The sequence below is a fragment of the Flavobacterium lipolyticum genome, from assembly GCF_020905335.1.
In the GTDB taxonomy this organism is placed as follows: Bacteria; Bacteroidota; Bacteroidia; order Flavobacteriales; family Flavobacteriaceae; genus Flavobacterium; species Flavobacterium lipolyticum.
The window spans coordinates 137001-153067 of sequence record NZ_JAJJMN010000002.1 but is presented as its reverse complement, the minus strand read 5'-3'; the positions used below and the strand labels follow the sequence as shown (position 1 = coordinate 153067).

The window sequence follows — 16067 nt, the reverse complement described above, 5'->3', positions numbered from 1 at the left end:
CAATCATTTCAAACTAATAGACAAGAAGTTACCTTTTATTTATGAAAAAAATAGTTGAATACCGCAAGTTACTAAACGTAGACAAAACTGCTGAATTAAAAGATTTAAAAACAATCTATCGTAATGCGATGAAAGAATCTCATCCTGATAAATTTCAAGGTGATGATGCTGGTTTAAAAGCTGCAGAAGAAAAAAGTAAAGCTATTATTGAGGCTTATCACTTCTTGGTAAGTATTAATCCTGAAACGATTAAACTTAATTTACCAGAATACACTGAAACGATTTCGACTTGTTCAATTACTGATTATAAATTTGTTGAAGGTCGTTTAATTATCGATTTCTCTAACGGAAGTGTTTACGAATACATCAGTGTTCCTAAAGCAACTTACGTTAAAATGGTAAATGCCGATTCTCCTGGAAGATTTGCAAAAAGACACATTCTTAATTCTTTCACATGGAGAAAGAAAACGAATCAAGAATAGATTTATACCAAAATATCTACAAAAGCACTCTCTCAACGGAGTGCTTTTTTTATGCGTAAAAATTAAAAAAAACGTTATTTATTTTCATTATAACGATATAATTAAGAGTTTTAAATCAAATAAACCTCACAAACCTTCTGATTACATGACAATTAAACCTAAAAAAACAATAACAAAATTTTAGGTTCCAAAATTCTTTATGTTTTATAATTTTAAATACTTTTGTTGCACAAATCAATTAACTAATTAATTTTTTATAATGAAAAAAATACTTTTTTTACTAACTGCTTCTGCAGCGATTATTTCTTGCAGCAAAGTTAAAGACGGAGAATACCTAATTACAGGAACTGCAACCGGTATCGAAAACGGAAAAACAATCATTCTTCAAGGTCAGGATCCAACAACAAAAATGGCTGTATCTCTTGACACCGTAAAAGTTGAAAACGGAAAATTCGAAATTAAAGGAAAAGTAACAGAACCAGCTTTTCATACTTTAATTGTTCAGGGAGCTAATGGTCCAATTCCATTCATCTTAGAAACAGGAGAAATTACTGTTGCAGTTGACAAAGACAGTATCCACAAATCTAAAATTTCAGGTACTTACAACAATGACGAGTATGTAAAATTCAATGAGGATATGACAAAAACTCAAAAAGGTTTAGTTGATTTCCAAAAGAAAAACACTCAAAAAATGCAACAAGCTCAACAAGCTCAAGATACTGCAACCATCAATAGCTTGATGAAACAATACATGACACTTCAAACAGAAGTTCAGGAAAACTCTAAAAAGAAATATTTAGCTTACGCTGAGACTCACCCAAAAGCATTTATCTCTGCTTTAATTATTCAAAGCATGATTAATGACCCAAGCACTGACATCAAAAAAGCGGAAGGTTTATACAACTCTTTAGACGAGTCTTTAAAAAACTCTACTCCTGGAAAAGAAATCAAAACTAAACTAGGACAAATGAAAAATCCTGCAGTTGGTGCATCAGCAGCTCCTGTTGGAAGCCCTAAATGAAGAGCAGATTTTTCGGCTCCAAATCCACAAGGAAAAGTAGTTTCGCTTAAAGAAAGCTTAGGCAAAGTAACTATCGTTGATTTCTGGGCATCATGGTGTGGTCCATGCAGAAAAGAAAACCCTAATGTGGTAGCTATTTACAAAGAATTACATGCTAAAGGTTTAAATATTATAGGAGTTTCATTAGACAAAGAGGCTGCTGCCTGGAAAGAAGCCATCGCAAAAGACGGACTAACCTGGACGCAAGTTTCAAACTTAAAATTTTGGGATGAGCCAATTGCAAAACAATATGGTGTTGAATCTATTCCGGCAACTTTTATTCTTGATGCATCAGGAAAAGTAGTTGCTCAGGATTTAAGAGGTCCGGAATTAAGAGCAAAAATAATTGAGCTTTTAGCCAAATAATATTTCCTTTCAGAAATAAAACAAAAAAATCTCCCTAGTGGAGATTTTTTTGTTTTTATATTTTACTGCCAGATTAAAAGACCAATCCCAAGAGATACTCTTTAGTACTAAAAAACAAAACACATCTTATCAATCCCAATAACCTTCATTTAAGACACAAACAACCTTTCTTTTAACCCATTCACAAATAAAAAAATTAGCGCTTAATTTCAAAGAAAAAAACTATCTAGAAAAGTTTGAAGACACAAGCTACCAAAAGAAGATCGAAACCTATCTATCTACATCAAGCTTCAAATTTCCACGTGAACAAATGTCAAACATTTGAGAACAGATTGATTTGATTTAACTCGTATTTGCTACTGCTTTCCGAGAAGGGACAGTATTTAAAACGTTTTAAAAAACCAAAAAACAAACAAATAATCAGTTGTACCTTGTAAAAATAACCCTACTTTAAAAAAAAACACCTAAAAAAAATATTTTTACTTTATTCAATTCCAACGAATTAAAAAAACAATGTAAAACTAACGTAAAATTAAGTTCATTTTTTGTTTGGAAACATCAAAAACGTTCCTATATTTGCAACCGCTTAGAACAACAAAGCGCAATAATACAAAGCCTTGGGGAGATACTCAAGCGGCCAACGAGGGCAGACTGTAAATCTGCTGTGTGAACTTCGCAGGTTCGAATCCTGCTCTCCCCACTAAAAAAGTCCTGAAACATTTCAGGACTTTTTTTTGGCCTAAGAAAACACAATAAAACCTGCAAATCCTAGTATTCGCAGGTTTTTTTTGCATTTAAGACCGTTTTCAGTCTTTGTAAAAATGCTGGAAAGTTTTGTGGCAAAATCGTGGCACATTTGAGTTGGAGTTGCCTCCTACTCTGCCACAAAAAGCTAAGGCGGTTTTTAAAGATATTTCACCTTTACAAGTTTTACGGCAGAATCGCGATACAAAGTACTGTGAACAATCAAAAATTCAGCAAAATTAATACCTAAGAAGTTTAGGTTCCAATATGTATTACCTCTAATTATTTTTCAACAACAACAACAACAACAACAACAACAACAACAACAACAACAACAACAACAACAACAACAACAGGTTCGAATATGTGACCGAACTTTTTATTGATACGTATCTTACATTAAAACTTACAGCTTTTTTTCCTAAAGTACAAACAAACGGTTATTTAGCTTTTGACTGTGATACCAATCTAAACAGATGGCTTTCTACCAATCCTACATGAACCAAATACTCATCAACACATTTGACGCATTACCAAAAGACATTCACTAAAGATCATAATTAACAACCTCAATCTTACAGTAATAAAATTACTTTACAGTTAAAAACCTTTACCTAATGATTGTTTTAATTTTGAGTATATATGAGTAATATTTTTTTTAAAAAACATCAAATAATTGTGTTTTTTTGCGCCCAAAAAATATTCTTTTTCATTCAATCTGGATGTTTAAGCATTTAGTACAATTTAAGATTAGTTGTCTGCCAATCAAGAGTAAAATCTATTTAGAGAAATGAGATTAAATATATTTATAAGTTCAAATCCTAGTATTGATTCTAGCAGCATGCATAACTAATATCGAAAGATTCATATAAAAACCAAAAAAAGAACTGCATTAATTGGCAGCTTTTATAATGGCAAACATATTCCTATCTTTTATTTTTCCCCTGTTACAGAGCACAAAAAGTTTGCTAAGAAATGCATTCGTTAATAGATACATTTTCACATCAAATTCGCTAGTTGTTATAATAATCATATTAAACTAAAATAAAATTATGAAAAAAACTTTACTTTTATTCCTTCTAATATCCATATTTAGTAATGCGCAAGAATTAAAAACAGATCTTCCTGGTGCAGAAAATCTTCCCGGTCTCATTTTTAAACTAAAAACGGAGAACTTTAAGAGAAACATTAACTCCAAAAGACAAAGCTCTAAAAAAATTAATGATCGATCGATTGTTTTAACTCTTATTGATGGAACCTCGGAAGAATTTATTTTATCCGAAAATAACCTTACTCAAGAAAGGATTGATAATGTTATTAGTTTTGATGGCTTTTCAAAAGACAAACAGAGTAAAATTAAATTAACATTAATTGGGGACAAAATAACCGCAATAATTAAGTCGGATAAGGGTTATTTTATTGTTGAACCTTACAAAACTGAAAGTGGAGAGTATCGAATATATGAATCCTCTGAAATGTTTGGGGAAAAATTTGAGTGTGATGCTCATGTAGATGAAGTCCGACAATTTTTAAATGAGAGAACCAAAAGGTCAACTGTTACGGAAAAATCGGTAACTAATTTTCCATATGGAGATAAAATGAGAACTTTTAGAATGGCGGTGGCAGCAACAGGTGAATTTACTACGGCTCTTGGAAGCCAAGATGCCGCTCTAGCTGAAATACTGACAGTGATGAATCTTGTAAATTTAATCTTTGAATCTGAATTGTCTCTTTCATTTCAATTAATCCCTGCTACAATTGATAAAACATTGATCTTCAAAGATGCAACTACAGATCCCTTTACAATAAATCCTACTGGTGTTTCTGGTACAAATTCACAGACGGGTTTTAATACTTTAAATTCAAGTGGAATTTTACCTTATACAAGCTATGATATTGGGCATACTTTTAATATTGTATCAGGAAGCACAGTTCAAGGGCATGCAGGCCCTCAACCTTGTAGTTCAACGTCTAAAGCAAGAGCATGGACGGAATGGTCTATAACGGTATCAAAATCTACCATAGCAAATTTAATCATTCACGAAATAGGACATCAATTTAATGCTGGACATACTTATAATGCTACAGGAGGGTTAGCAAATTCTCCTACGTTTTGTACAATAGGCTGGAATAGTAGCTCTGCAGTAGAACCTGGTGCAGGAACGACTATAATGAGCTATGGAACAAACTGCGTTATTCCTATCGATCAAACCAATACAGGTAATAATAAACTTAATTACTTTCATTCGAAAAGTATCGATCAAATTATTAACTCATTGAACACTGGTGCAACTTGTTTTACCTCTCTTGATGTAGCCAACACCCCTCCCCTTGCTAATGCTGGTAATATTGCTATCACGATTCCTAAGGGAACACCTTTTAAATTAAAAGGGATTGGTACTGATGTAGAAAATTCTAATTTATCATATACTTGGGAACAGATTGATATCGCAGTAGATAACGATAAAGGAGCAATGGGCAGCACAATAAATGGATCTGGAGGATATAGTGCCGTAAACGGAACAACTACACCATTGTTCAGGTCGCAACAAAGTAATACAACCACTGAAAGGTACTTTCCTAAAATGAAATTTGTTTTAGAAAATCAGAACGAACCACCTACCTTGGAAGCTGAAGCATTGCCTCAAGTAGCTAGGAACATGAATATGAGATTTACTGTACGGGATAATAGTGTAGTTGCGGGTGGAGTTGATTCTGATAAAATTTTGATAACTGTAACTAATGACGGGCCTTTAACTGTTACCTACCCCAATTCAAATGTTACAATAAACGCTGATAGCAATATCAATGTAACATGGGATGTTAACCAGACCGACTTAATAAAAAGTACAGTAGATATAATACTTTCGACAGACGGAGGAAATTCGTTTCCTTATGTACTTGCTTCCAATGTTTCAAATAATGGAAGTGCAACGGTCACAATACCACTTATTCCTAATAAAGATAAAGCAAGGATAAAAGTTGTTGCAGTAATAAACGATTACGCAGAGTTTTTTGATGTGTCAAATACCGACTTTATCATTAACTCCAGTTGTAATTCTTATGATAGTATAATAGTTGAAGAAAACAGAACAGTGACAGCTAATCAGGCAAGTATCGAAACTAATCTTAATTTACAACCACAAACTCCCTCTAATAGTACATATGTATCTAAAACAATTGCATTCACAACTTCTACTATGAGTCCGCAGGGTTTTTATGTGTACAATGCAGATCGAACAGCTCCATCCTTAAAATCTTTAGATTATAATCTCGTCCCTCTTAGAGTTAAAGTTACAGAAGACGGAAATTATACATTAAGCTATCCTTCTGGTTTTCTTATTATTTCCATATATAAAGGAAATCAGGCTACAGAATCAAACTTTATATCTTCTAATGGTAGAATTGGTACGGGAACCAATATATCCTATACCAACAGTTTTACTGTCAAGTTAAAAAAAGGTGTGGAGTATTTTATCGCTGCGACCAATTATAGAAGAACCCCAAATAACGATGTCTTTACTGTAAGTATTAATGGCCCAGGAAGATTTTTTGATATTATTAACCCCACTGTTGGAGTTAACTATAGCTACATTGCCATTAATACGCTAACGGATAAAATTATAAGTACAAACACTACTGCAGATTTTTCAACTTTAGCTACAGGAACATATACGATTCATGGAATTTCTTTTGTAGGGTCAGCTGCTGATTTAATCAATAAGTCAATTAATGAGATTATCCAGCAAAAAATTTGTTATCAACTAAGCGATAACAGTATCACTTTAATTATCACTTCACCTTTAGGAATAAATGCCAATACTAAAAATACAATAAAAATTACACCAAACCCTGTCACAGATGTTCTAAGAGTACATACTCAGGAAAATATAACACACTATGAAATATATGATTCATTAGGTAGATTAGTAGAAAAAAACGATGTGTTTAAGGCCGAAATTAATTTTTCCAAGTTTCAATCTGGGATGTATTTATTGCTATTACACGATACTGACAATTCTGTTTATAGGGCTAAAATCATAAAAAAGTAAATTATTGTTAAAAAATGACATTTAAGTCAAGAAACATCTACAGTCATTTTAATTCATAAATCAATATTTTGATAACCTTAAAACCAAACCCTTGCTAATCCAAAATTAGCAAGGGTTTGGTTTGATTTCTTAAAACTATAATTTATTAAATTATAGTCCTTTATAGGCAATTTTCAAGTAAATAAAAAATATGAAAATCATTTTAGTATTGTCTTTCTTTTTTTTAAATTTCGATAGGAACTTACTGAAAGAGAAAATAAAGAACTGATTTTATCAAAATACTTAAAAAAAGTATCTTCTATAAATTATACTTTTTGTCCTAAAATTATTTTAGGAAATAAGGATGGCGATAGTTTCGTTTTTTTACAGACTCTTCCTAAAATATACTTATTCAGGCATTCAGGCTTCCGGACATCGAGTATCTAGAAGTCCCTATAATTTATCAAAACCTCTTGAAGAAAAAAAATCTGACAATCAAAATTCTTTGGGATCGGTTTAGGTGAAATCTACATTCAGAAGTCCCTTATTATTCTTGTTTCCTATCTACGCATTATTACGCATACTAATTCATAAGTATATATGAGTACTATTTAATTTCTGTCCTTGTGTTTAATCCTTTTATTTTGCCCCAAATAAATATGTTTAACCAAATTTTGAATTTTAAAAGATTACTTAACAATGAATAGATTACTTATCCTGCTCCTTTCGAGCGCCTTCTTAACTATAAATTCCTGTTCTTCAGAGTCACAAGATCAAGTTATGAACATTCCAACTGAAATTAAAAACAACTATGCCTATAGTACGGATGAATTAGAAACTATCAAACTAATAAACGATTATAGAATTAGTGTTGGTCTGAATGTTTTAACAGTAAGTGATTATATTTCTAACAAGTGCGAAGAACATGACATTTATATGATTGCAAAGAATGCACCGAGTCATGATGGTTTTACGGGCCGCTTTGAAAATATAGTAAAGGTTTTGGGAGCTATAAAAGTTGAAGAAAATATAGCCTACAACTATAAAACTCCACAAGCAGCCGTCGATGCCTGGCTAAAAAGTGCTGAGCATAAAAAAGCCATCGAAGGAGATTTTAATTATATGGGGCTTTCGATAAAAAAAAGCGAATTAAATGGTAGAAACTATTACACCAATATCTTTGCTAAAATTTAAAAAACAGCATTTTTATTGATATTTCATGATTGACAAAAAAAGATAACATAATGTAGATAATAAGATGAAAGAAATAATTCTTTGACTAAACAAGACTGTAGCTATTGATATTATTAAAACCCTATGTCTATAAAAAATCTTACTAAACTTATTGGTTATATCAAAGTTTGTATAACTGTTAAAACATCATTTTTGTTCGTTTTTGTACTTAAGCTAACCTCAAACAACTAGACATAGGTTCGCCTTGGTTTTTAAAATTTTTAATTATCGGATATCGTTCTAAAAATTAAGAGAACTAAAAAATTATTACAATGAAAAAGAAAATTATCATCCTGTGCTTAATGACCATTACTTCATTGGCATATTCCCAATCTAAAGTCGGAATTAACACGCAACAACCTACTCAAACGCTCGATGTTAATGGAGGACTTAAGATAAGAGCCATGGAACATGTTAATACAGAGGCACTATCTTCGGAATATAATCATCAAGTTGTAGCAAATAACGATGGAAATTTGGGTTACATTATTAATACCAACAGGACTTGGTTGGCTGATGACATTAAATATGCTATATTGACCAAACCAATACAAACAACCGAAATAGGAACAGCCAGAATAAATTTAGATCTTAGCGTTCCCATTATTATTCCTCCAAAATCACAGGCACAAATCATAATCAATTATAATATTCCTGTTATGCATTCAGGTGATAAGCCAAAGTCAATTGGATATATGGGCTGTACCTTGTACAAGTCTGTAAACGGCGGAAGTGATGTCGAATTAGACATGGGTTCTCGTAAATATACTGTTCCCGGTAGTTATGACCAAAAAGGATTAGCTTACGGACTACCAATTGCTGGTTTTGCCATAGATATAATTTCAAATCCAGGTGATACTCCAATGAACATATTATACAAAGTAGACGGATATATTGAAGGAAGTACAGAACTGATTAGATTCGGAATGTTTGCGATAACATCTCAGAATAACTACAATTGGGGACGTGGTGCTATGTCAGTTCAAGTCTCCTCCAGACACATCAACTAAATTTAAAATTCATTTTTTAGGTAATCAATAAAAATATTCTTAGATCTAAGAATCTACACTGTCTAAATTTAAAACAAATACTTATAAAATTTTTTATTCTTAATTTAAGCAATGGAAACTGCTTTTTTTATATACATTCGAAAAAGGAGTACTTAATAGCTATCAAATTATTAACCTTAATTAGATTGTTGGTTAAAGCTTAAAGTTGTTCTTCACCTGAGATATCTCGATAAATTAGTTATACTTGGCTTCTATTAATTCCTCGAACTATCGGAAGACGAAAGTATTAAATAATTAAATCAGAATCAATCTTATTTTATCGATCCGCTTTTTTTATTATACTCTATCCTGATTTCTTTGTATGATGAATTATGCGATATGTCTAATTAAATCTAAATACTTCCCACAAGTTTAGAGCAGATCTCGTTATGTTTCTTTATGATTATAATAAAAACTTCAATATCAAAACCTTATCAACGAGCTACTTTTAAATAGACCAATTCATAATCCTAATACGAAAAACTTAAATCATTTCTTTTTTACCAGGTAAATCTCCTTCTGATACTAGAAACCTAGTACTATTTCATATTTTTTTGGCCTAGTAAGTTTGATTTCCCGTTTCTTCTAATTCTATGAGTCTACATGTCCTTTTTAAGGCTAATCCAATTCTATATCTCATTCAAGATTTGAGAGAACTCTATTCTATTTATGCACTCATCCCAATTAATATAAGAAAATAAAGAATAAATGTTTTGTTACATTATATTATTAAGAAGAAATATAAGAAAGATAGCTTAAATCTTCATTTCTATTACATCTCAATTAAGAAAGTAGTGTCTTCGTAAATGTATACTTAAAAAATTAAAGCTATATTGATTACTCAAGAAAAAAATCTCTCTAACTTTAACTTATATACACTTCGTGAGACACTACTTGTAAAATACAAACATCAACGTTTAATAATTTGCATCCCCTAATTTATATTGCATTTTTGCTTTGATGACCATTGATTAATATCTATTTTAAAGGAGTACTATCCTTATCCAATGAACCTGCTTTTATAGTAATCATTTTGTCTAATTGCAGATACTTTTTGATTACATCATTAACTTGTTGCAAAGTTACTTTGTCAATATCTTTTAAAAATTGCTCGATGTAATCGGGCTCCATACCTCTTTCAATAAAACTTAAAATAGTGCCTGATATTCCTTCTGTAGTTGACATTCCTACTTTAAAGCTTCCGATTATACTGGTCTTCTTTTTTTCCAATTCTTCAGTAGTAATTCCATCTTTTATCCACTTATCAATCTGAACCATTGTGGCGTCTAATCCTTTTTGGAAGAGAACCGGATTGAATGAAGCATTAACTACCCAAAAACCACCTGTATTTACATTCCCTGCCATTCCAGATAAAATATTGTATGTTAACCCCTCCTTGTCCCGAACGGTTTTCATTAAACGGCCAGAAAAACCGCCACCCAAAACCTGATTAGCAACGTAAAATGCGGTATAATCGGCACCCGATTTTTTTAAACCAGTATACTGTCCAACAAATAACTCAGCACTTGGTTTTTCAATAATTGTAATGACCTGTGATTTTGAGGGTGATTTTATAACTTCTTTAAATTTTAAGCTTTCAATTACTCCACCATTCCAATTTTTAAATGATTTATTTAACGAATTCTTTATTTTCGAACCATCTGCTATATCTCCAACAACAACTAAATGCATAGAAGCCGGACCAAAATACTTATTATGAAAATCTTTTACCTCCTTCAAAGTAGCACTCTTCACATTTTCCAAATCTTCTTCGATACTTGCTCTATAATTTGGGTTTCCTTTTGGATAAATTGCCTGTATTAAAGCAATACTGCCCCTTTCACTTGGATCATTTAAATTCTGCTGCATATTCCCTGCAAATTGCAATTTTAGATTTTCAAATTCTTTTGAATCAAATAAAGGATCGCGTAATTCTTCAGCAAACAAAGCCACTACCTGATTCAAGTCTTTCTTTAAACACTTAAATGCAATATCTAATTTAAATTTGGAAGCACTAATATTGATGTTTACTCCAAGCTTTTGCAACTCATCAGACCATTTAAACTTGTCCTTCATCCTAGTTCCTTTAGACAACATTGCAGCTGTTAATGAAGGAATTACTCCGTTTTTATTTTCATTTGCATAATTTCCAAATGAAATACTGCCCGTAACGGTCACAAAATCTTTTGCAGAAGTTTTTACTGAAACCAGATCAATTCCAGCCACTTTTTCTCTTTTATAACTAAACCCGGATTCTTTGAATGGATTATCATCTAAATCACTTACCAATGTATTATCAATTTGCTTTGGTAAAGTAATAAAAGAACTATCTCTAGTATTGTCAATTTCTTTTTTACTTCTGTAATAAAATGGTTCTCTTTCACTCTTAAATTTGCTAGCTTTTATTTCGTTATTATTTTGACTTCCATTTTCTTTCGGAACAAAGTACCCAGTTGTACTTTGATCTTCGACTAAGTATTTCTGAGCAACACGTAAAATATCTGCCCGAGTTACCTTTTTCAATTTGTCAACTCCTGTCACGTATTCTGTCCAGTCTCCAAGCGCAATAGCTTCGGTTAATTCAGCTGAAATGACTCCAGAACCATCGCGTCTTAAAACACTTTCTGCACTAATCTCGGCAACAACACGATCTACTTCATCTTGAGTTACTCCATCTTTCTGAATCTTTTCTATAACCTCGCTTAATTTAGAATCCACATCTTCATGCTTTGATGTTGTTGGAAAATCAACTCCAATCATAAAAAGCCCAGCTTCTTTAAAGTTTGTAGGTCTTGCATGAGTGTAAATCCCCATACGAGTATCTACGAAGGTTTTGTTTAAAATTGCCGAAGGTCCAGAACTAATAATCTTACCTAAAACATTCAAGGCAGGTAAATCCTGATGCAGAGCTCCAGGAATTTTATACGCTCGTTTGACAATGCCTAATTCTCCTGGTTTTCTAACAATAATTTTTCGTGCTCCATATTGTTCCGGTTCTTCCGTATACAATTGCGACAGCATGGTAGGTGCCTTTCTAATTTTTCCAAAATATTTTTCAATCAATCCAAAAACATTTTCTTTTTTAAAATCTCCAATAATAGTTAGAGTTGCATTATCCGGCCAATAATATTTATTGTAAAAATCACGCAACACTTCAACCGAAACGCCCTCTATATCAGATTTCCAACCAATTGTACTATGATGATACGGATGTGCAATATATGCTGAGGCCCAGATTTCTTTCTCTAATAAAGCTCCCGGATCGTTTTCATTACGCTCAAATTCGTTACGAACCACAGTCATTTCCGCTTCTTTATCTTCTTTTAAAAGCAAAGAATTCCTCATTCTATCAGCTTCAATCTCAAGAGCTAATCCGATTTTATCACTAGGAATGGTTTCAAAATAATTTGTACGATCCAACCATGTTGTGGCATTTAATTCGGCTCCAACATCTAATAATACTTCCGCAATAGAATTCCCGTTTTTTTTATTAAAACTAGGTGTTCCTTTAAACATTAAATGCTCTAAAAGATGTGTTGCCCCGGTACTTCCCAAAACTTCATTTTTAGACCCTACACGATAAACAACTTGTACTGTTACCACCGGTGAAGCATTATCTTGCAAAAGCAAAACATTCATCCCATTTTTCTCATACAAATACTCTTCAATACCACCTAACTCCTTTATTTTAGTAAAATTATCCCCTTTATCCTGTGCAAAAACTGTGGCACAAAAACTTAAAACACCAAAAATCAAATTTATATCTATCCCCATTTTATTTTATTTTTATATAACCGCTTTTTTAACCCTACACTATAAATACTTTTATATTCTATTTTTTCATTACTGCAAAAGACGTAAATTCCTACATTAATGAATAAACTTAATTTGTCTCAAAACTATTTTAGTATAAATATTTGAGTAATTATGCTAAAAAAATGTCCCTTCTTCAAATAGTGGCTACTAAAAACAAACTATAACTTCCAAAAAAACATTGATGTTCTATTTGCCAATTTATCATAATTAACCACCGCATTTGTTCCATTTGATAAAGTCCACACTAAATCCGGACCTGCTAAACTAGCTATCTTAAAATATATAGCGTCGCCGGCCTGTCCACTCACCGCTAAATTTACAGGACATGAATAAAAAGTATACGAACCGGCTTTTATAATTGTTAATTCGACTATATCTAATAATACGTCGGTCGGTCGGTCGGCAGGAGAAGGCCCCACTTGTTTTAATGCACTAATGTAGAAAGGAGTACCGGAATTTGTCCCTGTGAGACTACCATAGAGACGGAAAGAAAATATATAGTCACCAGTTTCAGGTAAAACTATACTTCTTATCTCAACATCATCATCTTTACGCCAGGATAACCTACTACCCCCATATCCATTATTGACAGTCTGCGTTCCAAACTCACCAGTGATACCTTTACTAATTCCTACGCTCCTGTGTAAGCTATATTGATTTGTTGTTTTAATTGTAGTACCACCAATATTCATATTCCCAAGAACATCCGTTAAGAAATGAATTGGGACATTAACTATTGAATTCGGACTACTTACATTAGGTTTACCACTAACTGTAAAAATAAGTTTCCCCACTCCCTTTGCCTGTCCTGGTTGTAATTTAAAATAAAGTCCATTGTATAAATACGCCTCTCCTTCTGAATAATAGCCCCCATTTCCTCCATTATAGCTAACCTCTAAAATACCATCATAATCTTGTCCTGCAGTATATGTATTTGGTGTAAGTACGGCCGTATTTTTCATTAATCCGCCATTAATTTTAGCTTTACTTGTATTTGCATCTGCAAGCAACCTCCATTTTGTACCATTCCAAAACATAAAACCTTTAGTCGGAAAATCAGGATTTAGCCCAGTATTGTAAACTAAAAGGGCTGTAGCCGCAGTACCTCCATCTATAGACGTCTGATCGCTCTCTCCTTTTAAAGTTACTTTAGGAAGTAACACCCCTTTATTAGTAGAAAAAACTTCCAATTCAGAAGACTTATGTGGCGCAGTAGTTCCGATCCCTGTCTGAGAATTTGCGACAAACCCAATCAGAATCAAAAATTTACCGAGGATATTTTTAATTAGTAATGCTTTAAATTTAACCATATCATGTATAAAGCTTTTTTTTCTATAACAAGTAATTTTCATTGTATTTTAATATTTAAAAAATTGTCTTTTTAATTCTCTAATATCGTCATCTGTATTCTTAGTCCTTCTTCTCTTCGATCTTTCCGAAATACAAATTAGTTTGAATAGTACTTTAATTTGTGGGCATATTGTAAATCAAAAAAATTACGATAAACGAATTCATGTTCTCAAAAGCCCCTATTATACCCAGACTATAATTAATTAGGCCATCACATTATCTAATAATTTTATTAATTCCGATAAGTTGCATTAATGTGTTTTCTAATCCTACTATTATTTATAATAATCTTTTCATACAATAGGAATGCATTAATTTCAGTAGCAGACAAATCAATACTGCAGGACCAATTTTTAAACTCATTTTTGTACACCATGTGTCCGTTAACTGTGTATTTTGTATGATCTTTTACAGGTCTAATATGAACTATCATTTTTCTTTATATTAAAATTAACCGAGTAAAAATCTATTATGAAATCTTACCATTGAAATTAACAACTATGTTCAAGCACATCTTTTATCTAGCTGAAAGAATTATGCTATACGATTTGCTTTATAGTACTACATTATCAAAATACTCTTTAAGTTGGTTGCTAATTTCCTTTTTTGTTTCTAGCAAATACAATATTTTTACGTTAGTAGTCAGAATTATTTGATATTTTGCAGGAATAGGTCTTCTTTCATAAATCCCAAAAATGATAGGGATTTTTTCTTCAAACTGTGTAAAGAATATCATATACTCCTCTATAGGCCCCTCTTGAATAAAAATAATCCTATCAAACTTATCAATTAAGAAAGCATCTTTTTTTTCATCAGAAAAAAAACTAAAGTTAAATTCCGGAAATGTTTTTCTAAAGTATCTGAAGAATGTTTGATTTTCATCACACACTAAAATGTTTAATACTTGATTCATAGTTTTTTAATTTTACACACCTCCAATTATTTTACTCTAAACCAGGAGAAGTCCTTAATAGAAATACAACTTGTAACTTTTTTTTCATTAGAAGAACCTGGGTGAAACTATCCTGTCAAAATATTCAAACACTTCGAAACGCAAAAAAAGCTCATGCGAACCCGAATTAAAATTTGAAATTTTTGAAATTTCTCTGTCATATGCATAACCTACAAATAATCCATCTGTAACCTGAAAGCCTGCCATCCCACTAAATGTAGACGAAAATCTATAAGAAATTCCAGCCGTGAATTTTTCATTTAGGAGGAAATTTGCAGATAAATCAACCTGAGCAGAGGTCCCTTGTACTAGTTTTACTAGCAATGAAGGCTTAAATAATAACAAAGGATTAACCTCAAAAACATGCCCACCCATTAAATACAAATGCATTTTTTGTTTGGCAGTTGAAAAAGCCTCATTATCACTATAGTGCTTTGTTTCTAAGATACCAGGAACCGATACCGAGACATAAGTATAATCCGAATGTAAATACAATCCCGCTCCAAAATTTGGAGAAAACTTATTTACGTTGTTTTGATATGATATATCATTGGGATCGTAAATATCAAGTTTGGTATAATCAACCTTTACATTTGTAACTGACGAGTTTAATCCAAAAGAAAGTTTGTAATAGTCTGAGAAATCAATTGTATACGACAAATTAGCTGTAAATTTATTTTCACTAGATGGTCCAATTCGATCATTTTCAAACGAAATTCCAACTCCTAATTTACTATCATTTATTGGTGCATGAAGGGCAACCGTACTGGTCGAAGGCGCACCCTCTATTCCAACCCATTGACTTCTGTGCAAACCAAAAATACTCAGAACTTCTCTTTGCCCGGCGTATGCCGGATTTATATTCATAACATTGTACATATACTGTGTATATTGAGGGTTTTGCTGGCAAAATCCTGATAAACCACAGACTAAAAAAAGTACAATAAATTTACAATCAACATTCATTTTTCTTGTGTATTACCT

General features: G+C 32.1%; 10 protein-coding genes, 1 tRNA gene and 1 pseudogene. 7 read left to right on the top strand and 5 right to left on the bottom strand.

Translation table 11 applies throughout. The features are described from left to right. Window positions 1-41 precede the first annotated feature (41 nt). The 7 genes and pseudogenes from LNQ34_RS17480 to LNQ34_RS17450 all read left to right on the top strand — a co-directional run bounded on the left by LNQ34_RS17480 (window position 42) and on the right by LNQ34_RS17450 (window position 8926). The gene (locus LNQ34_RS17480) at window positions 42-482 is read left to right on the top strand and encodes a KTSC domain-containing protein (RefSeq protein WP_017495548.1); all 441 of its coding nucleotides are present in this window, start codon (window positions 42-44) and stop codon (window positions 480-482) included. A gap of 259 nt (window positions 483-741) precedes the next feature. Next, on the top strand, window positions 742-1503 hold the full coding sequence (locus LNQ34_RS17475) for a DUF4369 domain-containing protein (RefSeq protein ID WP_202703100.1): 762 nt from the start codon (window positions 742-744) through the stop codon (window positions 1501-1503). Between the two features lie 18 nt (window positions 1504-1521). Further along, window positions 1522-1908: pseudogene (locus tag LNQ34_RS17470) on the top strand (peroxiredoxin family protein); the annotation flags it as partial. 619 nt (window positions 1909-2527) lie between these two features. Next, window positions 2528-2608: transfer RNA gene (locus LNQ34_RS17465), tRNA-Tyr, on the top strand. Between the two features lie 1096 nt (window positions 2609-3704). Continuing rightward, entirely contained in the window at window positions 3705-6704 is a 3000-nt protein-coding gene (locus LNQ34_RS17460; protein ID WP_230000644.1) for a zinc-dependent metalloprotease, read from the top strand. A gap of 678 nt (window positions 6705-7382) precedes the next feature. Beyond that, window positions 7383-7877 carry a CAP domain-containing protein gene (locus tag LNQ34_RS17455; protein WP_230000643.1) on the top strand — a complete coding sequence of 165 codons (495 nt, stop codon included), beginning with the start codon at window positions 7383-7385 and terminating at the stop codon, window positions 7875-7877. A gap of 341 nt (window positions 7878-8218) precedes the next feature. Then, window positions 8219-8926, top strand: coding sequence for a hypothetical protein (locus tag LNQ34_RS17450; protein ID WP_230000642.1), 708 nt, complete (start codon window positions 8219-8221; stop codon window positions 8924-8926). Window positions 8927-9943: 1017 nt separating this feature from the next. On the opposite strand, the gene LNQ34_RS17445 is transcribed toward LNQ34_RS17450, so the two are convergent. The 5 genes from LNQ34_RS17445 to LNQ34_RS17425 all read right to left on the bottom strand — a co-directional run bounded on the left by LNQ34_RS17445 (window position 9944) and on the right by LNQ34_RS17425 (window position 16049). Next, window positions 9944-12739 carry a M16 family metallopeptidase gene (locus tag LNQ34_RS17445; protein WP_230000641.1) on the bottom strand — a complete coding sequence of 932 codons (2796 nt, stop codon included), beginning with the start codon at window positions 12737-12739 and terminating at the stop codon, window positions 9944-9946. A gap of 200 nt (window positions 12740-12939) precedes the next feature. Continuing rightward, window positions 12940-14133 (bottom strand): hypothetical protein, encoded by a 1194-nt coding sequence (locus tag LNQ34_RS17440; protein ID WP_230000640.1) that lies wholly within the window; start codon window positions 14131-14133, stop codon window positions 12940-12942. A 230-nt stretch (window positions 14134-14363) separates the two neighbouring features. Then, window positions 14364-14564 (bottom strand): hypothetical protein, encoded by a 201-nt coding sequence (locus tag LNQ34_RS17435; RefSeq protein ID WP_230000639.1) that lies wholly within the window; start codon window positions 14562-14564, stop codon window positions 14364-14366. A gap of 120 nt (window positions 14565-14684) precedes the next feature. Continuing rightward, a complete protein-coding gene (locus LNQ34_RS17430; protein WP_230000638.1) occupies window positions 14685-15044 on the bottom strand; it encodes a hypothetical protein in 360 nt (119 codons plus the stop codon). A gap of 87 nt (window positions 15045-15131) precedes the next feature. Then, a complete protein-coding gene (locus LNQ34_RS17425) occupies window positions 15132-16049 on the bottom strand; it encodes a PorP/SprF family type IX secretion system membrane protein (RefSeq protein ID WP_230000637.1) in 918 nt (305 codons plus the stop codon). Between the last annotated feature and the right edge of the window lie 18 nt (window positions 16050-16067).